Raw genomic sequence first — 15901 nt, 5'->3', positions numbered from 1 at the left:
TCTCTCTCCGCTGGGCAGCCCGCTCAAGTCAGGCCCCTGGCTGCGCGCAATAGCGACGCCGCTCTTTCCAAGCCGCAGTATTCACCTTAACCTGAATAAAAGCTCGGAAATACTCGGAATCCCGCCGCCCGCTCATGCGCATCGAAACAGCACTGCAAGGCCGTGAATTGAGGGCGAAAAAACGCCCACGGCAGGCGCGTGCGCAGGCCACCTTCGATGCCATGGTGCAGGCGGCCACTCAGATACTGGCGCGCCACGGCTACGCCGCGGTGACGACCAACCGGGTTGCCGAGGAGGCTGGCGTCAGCATCGGTTCGCTCTACGAATACTTCCCCAACAAGCAGTCGATCATCGCCGTCGCCTTGGGCGACGTCATGCGCGAGATCACCGGCGAGGTGCTGCTGGGCATGCGCGTGGCGCTGTCGCTGGAGGATCAGCCGCGCGCCGGCATCGATTACTGGGTCCGCGCGATGACCGCAGCGCTCGAACAGCGCGGCGACCTGCTGCGCGTTGCGCTGCGCGAAGTGCCTTTTCTGTGGGAGATCGCCGAGGTCCGCGATCTGTCCGACACCTTGCAGCTCATCGCCCAGGAAGGCCGCCACAAGAGCCAGCGCGTCGTGCATTTCGACGACCCCGAAGCCAGCACCTATCTGCTGATGAACATGGTCTGGTCCGCCGTGCTGCAGACCGTGCTCTACCGCCCGCCGCAGCTCTCGCGCGAACGTCTGATCCGCACGCTGGTCGATACGGTGCTCAAGCTGCTTTGAACGTTGCGTTCGCGCCGGGCACCGTCAGGCGGGCGACCAGATGCTGCGCATGCCCCACAGCAGAAGCCACGGCAACAGAAGCAATGCTGCGGCCTGCAGACCGATGATCATCGGCGGAGCCTGCCTGCCGATCTGCCCGGGCACGCCTTTTTCGGGCAGAGCCGCCAGATAGATCACCAGCAGCAACACTGCCGGCCCCAACCCGAGCAATAGCAGCGTGGCGATACCCGCCGTCCAGCCCGGCTGATCGACCTGCTTTGCTCTCGCTCCATTGAATGCGGCAAGCAGCAGCACGCCGAGGATGCACAGCAGTGCTTCAGGCCATAGCAGGGGCTTGATCCCGGAGCCTGTCGCCGCATGGCCGAAGAACAACAACATCATCGCCAATGCATTGACGACGCAAACGGCAGCGTACGTCAGGTATTCAATGCGTGGAGAAATGGACACGGGCGTCTACCGGGTGCGCTTTCCGAGTCCGCAAAAGCAAAGGCGCTCCATGACCTCTGGAGCGCCCTTGTCCGGCCGCATGACGCGGTCCGCCGCGAATTACTCGGCGTCAGCCCAGGCCTTGCCGTTCTTGTAATGCAGGGTCAGCGCCGAGATTTCCATCAGATTGAGCTGGGTCCAGACGATGCCGTTGCCTTCGGAGTCCGTCACCTTGAGATCCCACAGTTCGGCGTCTTCGCTCGGGCTGAAGGTGATCTCGACGCTCTCGCCGCTCGGCAACGTGTCGGCGCCCATGACATCTTCCTGCCATTCGTTGGCGCTGGCGGGCGAGGTGTAGACGTTGTAGATCTCGACGCCGGTTTCGTTGTTGATGGTGAAATCCTGGTCGCCGGCGACGGCGGCCGGTGCCATCGCGACGGCGGCGAGCGTACCTGCAGCGGCGATGATGCGAACGATCGAAGACGCGTACTTCATGGTCCTACCTCTGGTGCTGTGGCTTGGAATAATTGGAAATTCAGCCTAGCACGCAGTTTTGGAGCCGAAATGGGCCGGTCAATGCCGCCGCTGCCATCAAGGTCAAGAGAAGACACCGGAACGGCTGAAAATCCCCCATCGGCTCCGGCGCTTAGACCGGCAATCGGCACTGCATCACAGAAGGCGCGGTGCCGGATCGGCGCGTGAATACCCGCAGCATTTTCCCACCTGTCTGGGGGGAGCCCTCGCGCAAAAGAGGGCGGCTTGTCCCGCTCGGATTACTGGCTGTAGCGGCCTCAGAGCTCGCGGTCGCAACGCCCCTGCATCTCGAACCAGTAGACCGCGTTACCGACGATCACGATGCTGCCCGACACGACGACGCTGGTGGCGGCAACCGCGCCGAGGGCAACCAGATAATGGGCACAAGTCTCGTCGCTGCAGCCGACAAAGTCGCCGATCTGGATCGGCTCGATGTACATCTGCTTCGATTTCACCTGGCAGCCGGCGTCGTAGATCTCGACGGTGCGCGGCACGAACACACAGGCTTGCAGCAACAACGCCGCCACACTCAGTAGCGCACTGCGCCGGTTGAACACAGCACGCATCGAAGCGGCTGGGGCCGGACCGGAGTCCGAGCCCCGATGCCGTCAGCCCTTCTTCGCGGCCTTCGCGGCGCGCTTTTCCTTCAGGGTCTTCTGCGGTGCCTTCTTCGTCTCTTTCTTCTTGTCCATGCCCTTCGACATCTTGCTCTCCCGTTGCGCTGGTGTGGTAAAGCTAGTGTGCGCGTTTTTGCGCGCAGTTCAACCTGGGCTTGTGACTCAGTTCTTGATCTTGTAGCCGGTCTTGAAGATCCACCAGATCGCCAGCAGGCACAGCGCCATGAACAGCGCGATCATGCCGAGACTGACGCCGACGCTGACGTCGGACACTTCGAAGAAGGCCCAGCGGAAACCGCTGATCAGATAGACCACCGGGTTGAGCAGCGCAATGTTCTGCCAGACCGGCGGCAGCATGCTGATCGAGTAGAAGCTGCCGCCGAGGAAGGTCAGCGGCGTGACGATCATCATCGGAATGACCTGCAGGCGTTCGAAGCTGTCGGCCCAGACGCCGATGATGAATCCGAACAGGCTGAAGGTGACCGAGGTCAGCACCAGAAATCCGAGCATCCAGAACGGATGGGCGATCTCGTAGGGAACGAAGATTCGCGCCGTCACCAGAATCAGCAGGCCGAGCAGGATCGACTTGGTCGCCGCCGCACCGACGTAGCCGATGACGATCTCGACCGCAGACACCGGCGCCGACAGGATTTCGTAGATCGTTCCCGCCCACTTCGGGAAGTAGATGCCGAACGACGCATTGGAGATGCTTTCGCTGAGCAGCGACAGCATGACCAGCCCCGGAATGATGAACGCGCCGTAGCTGATGCCGTCGACCGCGCCCATGCGCGAACCGATCGCCGCACCGAAGACGACGAAGTACAGCGAGGTCGACAGCACCGGCGAAGCGATGCTCTGCATCAGCGTGCGGAACCAGCGCGCCATCTCGAAGGTATAGATCGCGCGGATCGCGTAGAAATTCAGGTTCATGCGCGCTTGCTCACCAGATTGACGAAGATGTCTTCCAGCGAACTCTCGCTGGATTCCAGTCCCTTGAAGTCGATGCCGTGCTCGCCGAGCTTGCGCAGCAGCGCCGCGATGCCGGTCTGCTCACTCTGCACGTCGAAGGTGTAGACCAGATCGCAGCCGCCGGCGGCCAGCTCCAGTCCCTGTCCGGCCAGTGCGTCGGGAATCCGCTCCAGCGGTTGTTGCAGATGCAGGGTCAGCTGCTTCTTGCCGAGTTTCTGCATCAGCACGTGCTTGTCCTCGACCAGGATCAGCTCGCCGCTGCGGATGATACCGATGCGATCGGCCATCTCCTCGGCTTCCTCGATGTAGTGCGTCGTCAGGATGATCGTGACGCCGCTGTCGCGCAGGCGCCGCACCATCGCCCACATGTCGCGGCGCAGCTCGACGTCGACGCCTGCCGTCGGCTCGTCGAGAAACAGGATCTTCGGTTCGTGCGACAGCGCCTTGGCGATCATCACGCGACGCTTCATGCCGCCGGAGAGGGTCATGATCTTGGCGTCGCGCTTGTCCCACAGCGACAGCTCGCGCAGGACTTTCTCGATGTAGGCGTCGTCGCGCGACTTGCCGAACAGGCCGCGGCTGAAGCTGACCGTTGCCCACACCGTCTCGAAGGAATCGGTCGACAGTTCCTGCGGCACCAGACCGATCTTCATCCGCGCCGCGCGGAACTCGCGATTGATGTCGTGGCCATCGACCAGCACCACGCCCGCCGTCGGCGTGACGATGCCGCAGACGATGCTGATCATGGTGGTCTTGCCGGCGCCGTTGGGGCCGAGCAGCGCGAGAATTTCACCGCGGCGGATTTCCAGATCGACGCTCTTGAGCGCCTGAAAACCCGATGCATAGGTCTTGTTCAGACCTTTGACAGAGATGATGGATGCCACAGGTGCTCCCGATTCTTTCGCTGCGGATCGTACGCCAATTGCAGCGCCTGCTGATGGTCGATCGACGCCGAAGCGAATCGACAGGCACAAAAAAACCCGCCGGAATCCGGCGGGTTCTTGAGTGATCCAGCTTCGGATCAGTCGATCACGCCGAGTTCGACGCGACGGTTCTCTTCACGGCCTTCTTCGGTGTCGTTGCTGGCGATCGGGCGGCTCTCGCCGAAACCGACCGGCGTCATGCGACCACCGCTGATGCCGCGACCGATCAGGTAGGTTTCCACCGAGTTGGCACGACGCTCGGACAGGCCGAGGTTATAGGCGTCGGAACCGACGCCGTCGGTGTGACCTTCCAGCCGGACGTTGAGGTTGTCATAGGACTTCAGCGTCTCGGCAACGTCGTTGAGGATCAGCTTCGCGGCTTCCGTCAGGCGGTCGGAGTCGAACTCGAACTTCACGCCCTTGAGGATGAAGTTCTTGTCCATCGCGCAACCGTTGGCATCGACCTGCTCGCCCGGACGCGGACGGCGGCAATCGCCGGTCAGCGCGCAACCGTTCGGCAGCACCTTCGCACCCGGCGGGGTCTTCGGGCACTCGTCGAGGTAATCCGGCACGCCGTCACCGTCGGAATCGAGCGGGCAGCCATCCGGACCAACCGGGATTCCGGCCGGCGTGTTCGGGCACTTGTCCATGTAGTCCGGAGTGCCGTCGCCATCGGAATCCTGCGTCGGGCAGCCTTCGGCGTTGACCTGCACGCCACGCGGCGTGTTCGGGCACTTGTCGAGACGATCCGGCACGCCGTCGCCATCGCTGTCGAGTTCGCAACCATCCGGGCCGACCACGGCACCCGGCGGTGTGCCCGGGCAACGATCGAGGTAATCCGGCACGCCGTCGCCATCGGAATCGAGCGGGCAACCGTTGACGTCAACCTGCACGCCACGCGGCGTGTTCGGGCAGCGGTCACGCGCATCCGGCACGCCATCGCCATCCGCATCCTGGGTCGGGTCGTACGGCTTCTCGCCGAGCGCGACGCGCAGACCGGCAAGAATCTGCCAGGTGTAGAAATCGGATTCCGGCAGCGGGCCTTCTTCGCTCACGCTGTCGAGCTGGTAACGGCCTTCAACGCTCAGCATCGTCCAGTCGCCGAGACGCTGCAGGAAGCCGAGGCTGCCGTAAGGACCGAAGGCGCTGGCCGTCTGGCCGATGAAATCGATCTGCGAGCCGTGGACACCCAGCGCGAGGAACGGCTGGAAGTCCGAAGCGGCGTCGTAGTACGGCGTGCCCGGGAACAGCTGCAGGCCGGCGCGAATCGACACGCGCTCGTAATCGCCGGCGCGGGAGGTTTCGAGGTTGCCCCAGTCGCCGCCGAACTCGAGGGCGACATGGTCGCCGAGCGGACGGGTCAACTTGAGGCCGGCGGTGATGCCGCTATCGAGATCGGACTGGTCGGAGAGGATCACGCCGACCTGCGGCCAGAGCGACCAGCGATTGTCGAGCACCGGACGCAGCTCCACGCGCTCCGTCTGCGCCTGACCGGTGGACGCCGGCACCCATTGCCCGGGCGGTACGTTCTGCTGCGCGCTGGCAAGCAGCGGCGCCAACCCCAGGGTTACTACGCAAAGCTTGTGGATCAAGTTCATTCTTCTGTTCCTTATCGGCGTTCGGCGGGCCTGTGAGGGCCCGCCGATTGGTCGTTACGGTGATGCTTCGATCGATCCCGGCTTACGGGGCTGGCTCTTCGGCGTCGGGATCCTGCGCGCAATCCGGATCGTTCGGGTTGCCGGTGAGCGCACCGAGCAGCGTACCGAGACCCGAGGTGACCACGCACAGACCGTCCGTGAGCGGCGGAATCAGCGTGCCGTTCAGCAGGGCGATCAGCGGCGCCGTGAGTGCGGACAGGCCGCCCTGCAGCTCCGTCACGAGTCCGTCGACCGGCACTGCGTCCAGGCCCTCGAGCAGCGGCGCCAGCGATGACGTGACCGCCGACAGCACCGGCGTGGTCTGGACCAGACCGAGCAGCGGGCCGGAACCGAACAGCGGCGACAGCGCGTCGCACAGCTTGTCGCCGCCCGGATCGGCGCCGCTCTGAAGCAGTACGTCGTTGATCACCGGCAACACCAGCACCGTCATACCGTCGGTGATGGTCTGGGTCGGATCCTGCGGATTGGTGTAGGTCGCGGTCACGCAGCTGAAGCCGAGGCGAACGCCCGGGACCGAATACACGACGCCGTTCGGCTGCAGCGCACCCGGCGGCAGATCGAGTTCCGGATCCGGCTCGACCGGCGTGCCGTCATCGCCCACCGCCAGGGTGCGCGGATCGATGTACGCGTCGCCCACATGGGATGACGAGTCGACGGCCTCGGTGTCGCAGCCTTCTTCCGGACCATTCCAGAAGCCGGCGACGCTGTTCCAGACGATGCCGTCGGCCAGCAGGTCGGAGTCCGGCGCCTGCGGATTGGTGACTTCATTGGCAGCGCGCGTACGGACAATCGCATCGAAGCCTTCGGCGCTCGCTACTTGCGGCTCTTCCGGCGGATTCTCCGGATCGATCGGCGGCACGGCGGTGCAATTGCCGTCCTCGTCGAGCATGTCCGCGGCGCAAGTTGCAGCCAGCGCATAGGTCAGCAGGCCGGCGCGCGGCGGATTGCCGGCGAGACCATCGGCAACGAGGTTGTTGGAACCCACGCAGGCGAACTTGTTGTTGTTGGCGCGCGCGAACGTGATCTGCTCGGTTTCCGTGAACGGCTGCTTGGTGAAGACCTTGAGGCTGTTGGCGCCGAGCACCTGGCCCGCGGTCACCGTGACCGGACGCGGCGTGGCGGTCTGGCCCAGGAACGTGGCGGCGATCGTCGTTGCACCGACGCCGACACCGCTGACCGTACCGTTGCTGACCGTCGCAATGCCGGTGTTGTTCGACGTGATCGTCGCAGTGTTCGTCACGTTGCACTCGGTGCCGTTGGTGTAGCGGGCACGGATCAGCAGGTCGCGCGTCTGCGGCGGGTTGGTGAACGCCAGTTCGATCGGCGCCTCGGGCAGCACGCAGGCGCCGGTATCCGGACGGCAGCCATCGAAGTCCACGGCCGGCGGGATCACGCCGATGCAGATGCCGCCGTTGGCGACGACCGTCGACTCGGTGACGGTGAGGCTGGTCGAGCGGGTCGCCGGGCCAGTCACGTCGTCGCAGAGCAGCGAACCGTTGTAGCTACCGGTGATCGTTGCGGTGAAATCGCCGTCGATATCCGCCGGCGTGCTTGCGACGTTGCCGGTGAACGTGACGCGATTGTCGGAGCTGGCCCAGGTGGTGCCTGCCGTGACGTCCACCGTCGAGTTGTCGCTGAGCACCAGCGAGGCGCGGTAGGTCGTCGGTGCCGAACCGGCGATCGTCGTTGCGTTGACCGGGCTGATCGTGAAATCGGCGACGCTATCGGCGCAGGCAGCCGACACCGTGATCGTGATGTCGTCCGAACCACCCTCGATGGTGCCGGTGACGACAACCGTTCCCGGCTTGGTCGCGGTGAACAGGCCACCTTCGTCGATCGTGCCGTTGTCGTTGCTGACCGACCAGGTCGCTGTCGGGCATGCGCGCGAGGTATCGCGCGTCACGTTGCCTTCGGCGTCAACCGATTGATAGACGCAAGCGGTAGCGGCGCACTGAGTCGTTTCGCCAACCGCGAGCGGGCCCGAAGGCGTGCAGGTGATTGTCGGGCCCGAGACGAGCCGGTCGAGGGGAAGATCCGGGCTGCGGATGGAATCGTCGCCGCAGGCGGCGATGAACAATGCCGCGATCGGCAACAGGTAACGCAGGGAAACAATACGCATCAGTGCTCTCAGTTGATGGTGTGCCGGATTCGTGACCGGCACATTCAAAAGCGTCAGCGCGGCGACCCGCAATGACAGCGACAATGCCCTCCCAGGCCATTGCCGACGCGCACCGCATGCAGTTCCCCGATCTGATAAGCCCTTACTTCTGTGAGGGATATTGCACTGCACGCTCGCCGAAATCAAAGCGCGGCGACAGCCGGTGGCAAATTCCGGACGAACGCGCTTGCACTTTTTTGGGGAATGAAGTTACTGGTTAGTTTTGCGAGATTCTGACTTAGCCGCTGGAGCCGCAATAAAAAGGGCCGACGATGTCGGCCCTTTTTTGTTTATTTTCAATCTATTACCAGATACGGACACGCTGCTCGGGCGACAGGTAAAGCTTGTCGCCTTCCTTCACTCCGTAGGCCTCATACCAGGCCGGAATGTTCCGAACGATGCCATTGCAGCGATATTCGGACGGCGAATGCGGATCCGATTTGAGGCGCTGCAAGAGGTTCTCGTCCTTGTAATTGCGCCGCCAGACCTGCGCCCAACCGAGAAATACGCGCTGGTCGCCGGTCAGACCGTCGATCGTTTCCGGCTGTGGGTGCGACATCTTGTAGGCGCGATACGCAATCGACAGACCGCCGAGATCGCCGATGTTCTCGCCGATCGTGAAGGCGCCGTTGACATGCTGGCCGGGCAGCGGCTCGTAGGTGTCGTACTGCGAGATCAGCGCCGCGGTGCGCTCCTCGAAGCGTTTGCGATCTTCATCGGTCCACCAGGACTGCAGATTGCCGTCGCCGTCGTACTTCGAACCCTGGTCGTCGAAGCCGTGGCCGATCTCGTGGCCGATCACCGCGCCGATGCCGCCATAGTTCGCCGCATCGTCGGCATTCATGTCGAAGAACGGCGGCTGCAGGATCGCCGCGGGAAACACGATCTCGTTCATGCCCGGGTTGTAATAGGCATTCACGGTCTGCGGCGTCATGTGCCACTCGTCGCGATCGATCGGCGCGCCGAGCTTGGCGACTTCGCGGGCGTGCTCGACATTGCTCGAGCGGATGACGTTGCCGACTAGATCGTCGCTCTTCACTTCGAGCGCGGAGTAATCCTTCCATTTCTTCGGATAGCCGACCTTGGGCGTGAACTTGCCGAGCTTGGTCAGGGCTTTCGCCTTGGTCTCGTCGCTCATCCAGTCGAGTTCCTTGATGCTCGCCTCGTAGGCATTCACGAGGTTCTGCACGAGCCCATCCATCTTCGCCTTGGCCTCAGGCGGGAAATGGCGGGCGACATAGATGCGGCCAAGCACTTCGCCGAGTGCGCCTTCCGTCGCATCGACCGCGCGCTTCCAGCGCGGCTTGAGCTCGGCGATGCCGTTGAGCGTCTTGCCATAGAACGCGAAGTTCTCGTCGACGAACGGCTTCGATAGCAACGGCGCGTAGGTCGACAGCACATTCCACTTCAACCAGGCCTTGATCGTCGGCAGATCGGACTTCTGCAAGATGCCGTCAAATGCCGTGAAGAAACTCGGCTGCGAGACGACGACACCCGGCGATTTCTCCACGCCCATGCCGTCGATAAAGCCGGACCAGTCGAAGTTCGGCGACAGCTTGCCGAGATCGCCGAACGCAAACTTGTTGTAGGTCTTGTCGGCATCGCGCGAGTCGACCTTGGTCCACTGCGCTTCGGCAATGCGCGTCTCCAGCGCGAGCACCTTCTTGGCCATCGCGGCATCGCCGGCCTTGGCCAGCGCGAGCATGTTGCCGATGTGCGCCTCGTACTTCGCACGGATCGCCTTGAACTCCTCGGTCTGATCCAGGTAGTAGTCGCGGTCCGGCAGGCCGGTGCCGCCCTGGAAAATCGTCAGGATGTACTGAGAGGAATCCTTGGCGTCGGTGTCGACATAGCCGGGCATGATGTTCACGCCGTTGCGGATCATCTGCGCGAACAGCTTGCCGAGTTCCTTGCGATCCTTCACCGCATCAATCGCTGCCAGCTCGGCCTCGATCGGCTTGATGCCGAGTTCATCGGCACGCGCCTCATTCATGTAGGCGCTGTAGTAGTCGCCGACCTTCTGTTCGTCCGAGCCGGCCTTCTTGTCCTTGGCGTTGGCCGATTCCTCGATGATGGTCTTGAGCTGCGCCTCGGCATCGTCGGCGAGCTTGGTGAACGAACCGTAATTGGACTTGTCGGAAGGAACCGGGTTGTTCTTCAGCCACTGGCCGTTCACATGCCGATAGAAATCGTCCTGCGCACGGATGCCATTGTCGAACTGGGTCTGGTCGATACCCGATGCCAGCGCCTTGGGCGTCGCGGCAACAGCGGTCGTTGGCTGAGCGGGCGGTTCGGATTTGTTGCAAGCGGTCAGCAACACAATGCTGAGCGCCGTAAAGGCGATTTGCCGCATCGGAAACTCCTCTTTTATGGATGCAGGGCGTAAGACGGAACGGCAGCAGCTTAATGGGGTACAGACTCCGTTGGGCAGCGGAAGATTCCCCAGTGCCTGCAAAGGAACGAAAGTCGATGTGCGTAATACATGTTTTAAATACCATTAATCAATACTTAATCACATTGACATCACTATACTGCCCGGCCCAGCCCGCCCGAGAACCGCGTGAGCTTTGAACTCAAGCCCATCGACGACGCCAGCGCGTCGGCCATCAGCAAGGCCGAACGCTACGCCGTGCTCGCGGAACAGGCACAGGCGCTGCTGCAGGGCGAAACCGATCGCATCGCCAATGCGGCCAACCTTTCTTCGCTGCTGTGGTACGGATTGCCGGACCTCAACTGGGCCGGCTTCTATTTCTTCGATGGCCGGGAGCTGGTGCTCGGTCCCTTCCAGGGCAAGCCCGCCTGCGTGCGGATCGCCATCGGCAAGGGCGTCTGCGGCACGGCGGCGGCAAGCTGCACGACGCAGGTCGTCGCCGACGTGCATCAATTCGATGGCCACATCGCCTGCGATTCGGCCTCCAACTCCGAGATCGTCGTGCCTTTGCTGCGCGGCTGCGAAGTGATCGGCGTGCTCGATCTCGACAGCCCGCTGCTCGGCCGCTTCGACGCCGAGGATCAGGCGGGGCTCGAACGCATCGCCGCGATCTGGATCGCCGCGCTGAGTTAGCGCAACCCTTTCTTCAGTCGCGGCGCTGCGCCGCGCTCACTTTTCCTTCGTTCCGAATGTCCGCAAAGCCGTACCGCAAGTATTTGAAGCTCTTCTGCGCACTGCCGCTGGCGGCGCTGGTTCCGATCAACCCCGCGGCCGCCGACTGGTCGTCTTTGCAGGCTCTGCAGGCCAAGCGCGGCGTGCTCGTCACCGCGGCAGCGGTGGATCTCGCGACCGGCAAGACGCTGCAGGCGCTGAATCCCGAGCAGCGATTGACGCCGGCTTCGCTGAGCAAGATCGTGCTCGCGGGCGCCGCCTTCGATGCTTGGCCGGGCGACAAGACCTTCGTGACGCGCATCGTCAGCGAGCGCGCTCCGCGCGACGAGAAGCTCGGCGGCGATCTGATCGTCTACAGCGAAGGCGACGCCACCCTCGATCACCAGTCGCTGTGGTTCCTGGCCGCGCAGGTGCGCCAGGCCGGCATCCGCAAGGTCAGCGGCGATCTCGTCGTCAAGGCCGCGCCGTTCGGCGTGCTCGACTGCGAGACCAAGGATCGCTGCGAGGCACAGGCCCGCGCGCACACGGCCTACGACGCGCCACTGGCCGCGTTCGGCGTCGATTACGGCACCTGGTGCGTCGACATCACGCCGACGCGTCCGGGCGATGTCGCCAACGTGCAGAGCTGCGCGGCAGTGGATGTGCCGATTCCGCTGGAAGGCGAGATCCTGACCAAGCAAGGCAAGCCGCGCACCTGGATGTGGCTCGACCGCGTCACCCGCGACGACAACGAAGCGCTGATCATGGATGGCGACATCGGCGACAAGGCGCCGGCACAGCGCCTGTATCGATCGATGACCAATCCTTCGCTCGGCGCCGGCATGCTGCTGAAGCAGATTCTCGGCGAACTCGGCATCAAGGTCGAAGGCGATGTGCGGGTCGACAACGGTGCGGTGCCGAAGGACGCGCATCTGCTGGCGAGCATCGACAGCAAGCCGCTCAACGAGCAGGTCGCGAGCCTGCTGCGCTACTCGAACAACTACATCACCGATGTGCTGACCCTGGCGCTGGCTGCCGATCGCACGCCCAAGCCGATCGGCAGTCTTGCCGAAGCGGCCCGCCAGCTCGAGGATTTCATCCTGCGCGCACGGGTCGGCATGGGGTATCCGCTGCCGCGCGATGCAGACGACCGTCCGCACATGCTCAGCGGCAGCGGCCTGACGCCGGAGAACCGGCTTTCCGCGCAGGATCTGGTGGCGGTGCTGACGGCCGAGTACCGCGATACCCAGCGTTTCCCGCTGTTCTATGCGGGCCTAGTCGTGCCGGCGCAGGCGCCGCACGCCTATCTGCGCCATGGCAACCCGGACTGGAAGAATCGCGTGTCGTTCAAGACCGGCACGCTCAGCGAACCGCATTCGGCGTTCGGCATCGCCGGCTACATGCGCCGCAACGACGGCGGCTGGATCGCCTTCGCCGCGCTGGTCAACGGCGCGTCGGCGCGCAAGTCGATCTCCATGCGCGAATCGCTCGATGCGATCCGCAAGGACGTCGAGGATCTGCTGAAGCGTTACTAGCTTCGTCGCAGCCGTAGGATGGGCTGAGCACAGCGAAGCCCATCGTTTTCGAGCAACGGCAACGGTGGGCTTCGCTGCGCTCAGCCCACCCTACGCGACGTAAAGTGCCGAAGCCGCGATCAATCCGATCGCAGCCCAGTAGGTGCTGAGAATCACGCCCTGCGCGCCGCGGTAGGCGCCGATGAACTTGCGCGCGCCGAGCGCGGAATCCGACAGCACGAACAGCGAGGCGCCGACGAGTGCCAACACTCCGCTGGCATTGCTGACGTGCACGTAGCGGATCGATGCGGTGATCGCCATCGCCATCAGAACGGCGCCGTACAGCAGCACCGGAATCTTCAGGCTGCCGGCGCGCGGCAGCAGCACCGCGGAGAACGCGATTCCATAGACCACATACGCCGCAGCCCACGGTGGCACCGCACCAACCTGCAGATCCTGCACAAACGCCCACATGAAGACGAGATGGGCAAGCAGGAAGCTCGACAGGCCGCCGATGAACGCCGCGTTGCCGTGAAACATCAGGCAGATGTCGCCGATCATCGACAGCAGCAGACCGGCGACGATCCAGTCGCGGTACGGCGTGTCCGTCGCCTGCAGCGCGATGCCGGCGATCAGGATCGTCGTCAGCGGCTTGAGCACGAAGAAGACCTTCGGTTTGGTTTCGTTCCAGTCGGCAATGATGGCCAGCACCGCACTGACGACCGCGGCAACACAGAGACCCTGCAGCATCGACAACTCCGGATTTGAGTGCGGCAAGCCTAAAGGACCGCGGCGCGGAAGTCCCGCCAGCCCTTGAAAACGCCGCGCAAGCTGCCACAGTGTTGGATCACTTCCCCAATTGATGCAGGCCAAGGCCATGGAAAAGATCATCAAGACCGACGCCGAGTGGCGCGCCGTGCTGAACGAGGAACAGTACCGGGTCACGCGCCACGGCGGTACTGAATGCGCGTTCACCGGCGCGCTGTGGGACGACCATCGCGATGGCAAGTTCCACTGCGTCTGCTGCGATCTGCCGTTGTTCGACTCGCAGACCAAGTTCGAATCCGGCACCGGCTGGCCGAGCTTCTTCGACCAGGTCCAGAACGGCAACGTCGAGAACCGCGAAGACAACAGCTACGGCATGCGCCGCGTCGAAGTGCTGTGCGCGCGTTGCGAAGCCCATCTCGGTCACGTCTTCCCGGATGGGCCCAAGCCGACCGGTCTGCGCTATTGCATCAATTCCGCCGCGCTGAACTTCAAGCCGCGTAGCTGAGCCGCGCATGCGCATCGCCTGGTTCCAGCATGTCCCGTTCGAGGATCTCGGCTGCATCGCACCGGCCTTGATCGCTCGCGGTCACAGTCTGCAGGTCACGCGCTGGTTCGCCGGCGAGACGGCGCCCGACACCGGTGCTTACGACGCCCTGATCGTCATGGGCGGGCCGATGAATGTCGACGAGTTCGATCAGCATCCCTGGCTGCGCGACGAGCGCGCCGCCGTGCGTTCGGCGATCGATGCCGGCAAGCCGGTGCTCGGCATCTGCCTCGGCGCCCAGCTGATCGCGGCCAGCCTCGGCGCGCCGGTCACGCGTAACGCGCATGTGGAGATTGGCTGGTTCGACGTGTTCCGCACGCCCGGTGCCGTACAGGGTTCCCTGCTGGCCGGCTTCCCGGAGCGCTTTCCGGCATTCCATTGGCACGGCGACACGTTCGCGATCCCAGCCGGCGCCGCGCTGCTGCTGAGCAGCGAAGGCTGCGCGCACCAGGCTTTCCAGATCGGCGAGCGCGTGCTCGGCCTGCAGTTCCATCTGGAAGTCACCGCCGCCAATGCGCGCGACATGTACGTCGGCGAGACCATGCAGCTCTCGAAGTACGTCCAGGAGCCGGCCGCCGTGCTCGCCCAGCTCGACCATTTCGCCGGCAGCAACCGGCGCATGCAGCGGCTGCTCGACAACTGGCTGGCAACGGTGTGATTCTCTGACGATCTGCGATTCGGGGGTCGTCATGAAATACAGCGGCGGTTGTCACTGCGGTCGGATCCGCTTCGAGGTCGAGGGCACGCTGGAAGGCGTGATGTCCTGCAACTGCTCGATCTGCCAGCGCAAGGGCTCATTGATGTGGTTCCTGCCGCGCGACAGCCTCAAGCTGCTGAGCAGCGCCGCCGATCTGCGCACGTACACGTTCAACAAGCACGTGATCCAGCACATCTTCTGCGGACAGTGCGGCATGCATCCCTACGGCGAAGGCAGCGATCCCAAGGGCAATCGCATGGCGGCGGTCAATGTGCGCTGCCTCGACGACGTCGATCTCGACAAGCTGGCGGTCCAGCATTTCGACGGTCGCGCGCTGTGACGCGGCCGGAGGTTTCCGATCGTCTGGTGCGGGCCACATTGCTGCTCAGCGTGCCGTTCAACCTGATCGTTGCCGGCATGCTGCTGTTCCCGGCTTCGCGCATCAGCGCATTGATGGACCTGCCGTCGCCGGTGCCGCCCCTGTATGCCGCGCTGAGCAGCATGTTCGTCGCCGCGTTCGGCCTGTTGTACGCCTGGATGCCGCTGCAGAAGACGCTCAACCGCGAGATGCTCGCCTTTGTCGCGATCTGCAAGACCGCCGCGTTCGTCGTCGCGCAAGCATTGTGGCTGTCCGATCTCGGCAGCGGCTCGACCGCGCTGGCCGCCGTCGGCGATGTCGTCTTCGCGGCGATCTGGGCGCGTTGGCTGCTGTTGACGCGCTGACGGATCGAGCACGCCGATGCTGCAGACCGAACGCCTGCTGCTGCGACCGCTCGGCGACGACGATGCGGCGTTCATCATCGAGCTGCTGAACGAACCTTCGTTCATCAAGTACATCGGCGACCGCAAGGTCCGCACGATCGAGGATGCGATTCGCTACATCGAGAATGGCCCACGCGCGAATCTGCGCAGGCACGGCTACGCGATGCTGCGGGTCAGTCTGCGCGATGGCGACGTGCCGATCGGCCTATGCGGCTTGATCCGCCGCGAAACGCTGCCCGACGTCGATCTCGGCTTTGCGTATCTCGCCGCGCATCATCGCAAGGGTTACGCCGTCGAGGCGGCGCGCGCGATCCTCGAACAGGCACGCCGGCAGCATGCGGTCGGCCGCATCCTGGCGATCACGCTGCCGGACAACGCTGGATCGATCCGCGTGCTGCAGAGCGTCGGCTTTGTCGCGGCCGGCACCGTGCGCATCGGCGACGATGCCGAACTTCTGAACCTGTACGAGTCTCTCGCCTAGG

General features: G+C 63.8%; 17 protein-coding genes. 8 read left to right on the top strand and 9 right to left on the bottom strand.

Going from position 1 to position 15901, the window contains the following annotated elements:
• Positions 1–134: 134 nt before the first annotated feature.
• Positions 135–767, top strand: coding sequence for a TetR/AcrR family transcriptional regulator (locus AC3WUF_RS01985; protein ID WP_492421890.1), 633 nt, complete (start codon positions 135–137; stop codon positions 765–767).
• A gap of 24 nt (positions 768–791) precedes the next feature.
• Here the strand turns inward: AC3WUF_RS01985 and AC3WUF_RS01980 are convergent, their stop codons facing one another.
• The 8 genes from AC3WUF_RS01980 to AC3WUF_RS01945 form a co-directional block, all read right to left on the bottom strand.
• Positions 792–1214: a hypothetical protein gene (locus AC3WUF_RS01980; protein ID WP_492421888.1), complete on the bottom strand. Its 423-nt coding sequence runs from the start codon at positions 1212–1214 to the stop codon at positions 792–794.
• Positions 1215–1313: 99 nt separating this feature from the next.
• Positions 1314–1688: a hypothetical protein gene (locus AC3WUF_RS01975; RefSeq protein WP_492421886.1), complete on the bottom strand. Its 375-nt coding sequence runs from the start codon at positions 1686–1688 to the stop codon at positions 1314–1316.
• A gap of 296 nt (positions 1689–1984) precedes the next feature.
• The gene (locus tag AC3WUF_RS01970; RefSeq protein ID WP_492421884.1) at positions 1985–2293 is read right to left on the bottom strand and encodes a hypothetical protein; all 309 of its coding nucleotides are present in this window, start codon (positions 2291–2293) and stop codon (positions 1985–1987) included.
• A 213-nt stretch (positions 2294–2506) separates the two neighbouring features.
• On the bottom strand, positions 2507–3268 hold the full coding sequence (locus AC3WUF_RS01965) for an ABC transporter permease (protein WP_492423531.1): 762 nt from the start codon (positions 3266–3268) through the stop codon (positions 2507–2509).
• A gap of 2 nt (positions 3269–3270) precedes the next feature.
• Positions 3271–4236: an ABC transporter ATP-binding protein gene (locus tag AC3WUF_RS01960; protein WP_492423529.1), complete on the bottom strand. Its 966-nt coding sequence runs from the start codon at positions 4234–4236 to the stop codon at positions 3271–3273.
• A 98-nt stretch (positions 4237–4334) separates the two neighbouring features.
• Positions 4335–5834 (bottom strand): OmpA family protein, encoded by a 1500-nt coding sequence (locus AC3WUF_RS01955; protein WP_492421882.1) that lies wholly within the window; start codon positions 5832–5834, stop codon positions 4335–4337.
• An 82-nt stretch (positions 5835–5916) separates the two neighbouring features.
• A complete protein-coding gene (locus tag AC3WUF_RS01950) occupies positions 5917–8013 on the bottom strand; it encodes a hypothetical protein (protein WP_492421880.1) in 2097 nt (698 codons plus the stop codon).
• A 343-nt stretch (positions 8014–8356) separates the two neighbouring features.
• Positions 8357–10405 carry a M13 family metallopeptidase gene (locus AC3WUF_RS01945; protein WP_492421878.1) on the bottom strand — a complete coding sequence of 683 codons (2049 nt, stop codon included), beginning with the start codon at positions 10403–10405 and terminating at the stop codon, positions 8357–8359.
• Between the two features lie 228 nt (positions 10406–10633).
• Here AC3WUF_RS01945 and AC3WUF_RS01940 point away from each other — a divergent pair, with 228 nt between their 5' ends.
• Both AC3WUF_RS01940 and dacB read left to right on the top strand, forming a co-directional pair.
• A complete protein-coding gene (locus AC3WUF_RS01940) occupies positions 10634–11116 on the top strand; it encodes a GAF domain-containing protein (protein ID WP_492423527.1) in 483 nt (160 codons plus the stop codon).
• A gap of 56 nt (positions 11117–11172) precedes the next feature.
• Positions 11173–12669: a D-alanyl-D-alanine carboxypeptidase/D-alanyl-D-alanine endopeptidase gene (dacB, locus tag AC3WUF_RS01935; RefSeq protein ID WP_492421876.1), complete on the top strand. Its 1497-nt coding sequence runs from the start codon at positions 11173–11175 to the stop codon at positions 12667–12669.
• A gap of 90 nt (positions 12670–12759) precedes the next feature.
• Here the strand turns inward: dacB and AC3WUF_RS01930 are convergent, their stop codons facing one another.
• A complete protein-coding gene (locus AC3WUF_RS01930) occupies positions 12760–13398 on the bottom strand; it encodes a lysoplasmalogenase (protein WP_492421874.1) in 639 nt (212 codons plus the stop codon).
• Between the two features lie 127 nt (positions 13399–13525).
• Between AC3WUF_RS01930 and msrB the strand changes: the two genes are divergently transcribed.
• From msrB to AC3WUF_RS01905, 5 genes are read left to right on the top strand one after another with little or no spacing between them, the layout of a single operon-like run.
• Entirely contained in the window at positions 13526–13921 is a 396-nt protein-coding gene (msrB, locus tag AC3WUF_RS01925; protein ID WP_492421872.1) for a peptide-methionine (R)-S-oxide reductase MsrB, read from the top strand.
• 7 nt (positions 13922–13928) lie between these two features.
• Positions 13929–14618 (top strand): type 1 glutamine amidotransferase, encoded by a 690-nt coding sequence (locus AC3WUF_RS01920; RefSeq protein WP_492421870.1) that lies wholly within the window; start codon positions 13929–13931, stop codon positions 14616–14618.
• 31 nt (positions 14619–14649) lie between these two features.
• Positions 14650–14997 carry a GFA family protein gene (locus AC3WUF_RS01915; RefSeq protein ID WP_492421868.1) on the top strand — a complete coding sequence of 116 codons (348 nt, stop codon included), beginning with the start codon at positions 14650–14652 and terminating at the stop codon, positions 14995–14997.
• A gap of 26 nt (positions 14998–15023) precedes the next feature.
• Entirely contained in the window at positions 15024–15380 is a 357-nt protein-coding gene (locus tag AC3WUF_RS01910) for a hypothetical protein (protein ID WP_492421866.1), read from the top strand.
• 16 nt (positions 15381–15396) lie between these two features.
• Positions 15397–15900 (top strand): GNAT family N-acetyltransferase, encoded by a 504-nt coding sequence (locus tag AC3WUF_RS01905; RefSeq protein ID WP_492421864.1) that lies wholly within the window; start codon positions 15397–15399, stop codon positions 15898–15900.
• Position 15901 lies beyond the last annotated feature (1 nt).

The organism is Fontimonas sp. FW305-C-3 (genome assembly GCF_058783185.1).
The sequence above is the reverse complement of the archived record's forward strand: the minus strand, read 5'-3'. Positions and strand labels throughout refer to the sequence as shown.

Bases quoted from the DNA above. Each gene is read 5' to 3' on its own strand.
- AC3WUF_RS01970 (WP_492421884.1), bottom strand. From the start codon at position 2,293: ATGCGTGCTGTGTTCAACCGGCGCAGTGCGCTACTGAGTGTGGCGGCG.
- AC3WUF_RS01945 (WP_492421878.1), bottom strand. From the start codon at position 10,405: ATGCGGCAAATCGCCTTTACGGCGCTCAGCATTGTGTTGCTGACCGCT.
- AC3WUF_RS01920 (WP_492421870.1), top strand. From the start codon at position 13,929: ATGCGCATCGCCTGGTTCCAGCATGTCCCGTTCGAGGATCTCGGCTGC.
- AC3WUF_RS01915 (WP_492421868.1), top strand. From the start codon at position 14,650: ATGAAATACAGCGGCGGTTGTCACTGCGGTCGGATCCGCTTCGAGGTC.
- AC3WUF_RS01905 (WP_492421864.1), top strand. From the start codon at position 15,397: ATGCTGCAGACCGAACGCCTGCTGCTGCGACCGCTCGGCGACGACGAT.
- AC3WUF_RS01985 (WP_492421890.1), top strand. From the start codon at position 135: ATGCGCATCGAAACAGCACTGCAAGGCCGTGAATTGAGGGCGAAAAAA.
- dacB (WP_492421876.1), top strand. From the start codon at position 11,173: ATGTCCGCAAAGCCGTACCGCAAGTATTTGAAGCTCTTCTGCGCACTG.
- AC3WUF_RS01950 (WP_492421880.1), bottom strand. From the start codon at position 8,013: ATGCGTATTGTTTCCCTGCGTTACCTGTTGCCGATCGCGGCATTGTTC.
- msrB (WP_492421872.1), top strand. From the start codon at position 13,526: ATGGAAAAGATCATCAAGACCGACGCCGAGTGGCGCGCCGTGCTGAAC.
- AC3WUF_RS01955 (WP_492421882.1), bottom strand. From the start codon at position 5,834: ATGAACTTGATCCACAAGCTTTGCGTAGTAACCCTGGGGTTGGCGCCG.
- AC3WUF_RS01975 (WP_492421886.1), bottom strand. From the start codon at position 1,688: ATGAAGTACGCGTCTTCGATCGTTCGCATCATCGCCGCTGCAGGTACG.
- AC3WUF_RS01930 (WP_492421874.1), bottom strand. From the start codon at position 13,398: ATGCTGCAGGGTCTCTGTGTTGCCGCGGTCGTCAGTGCGGTGCTGGCC.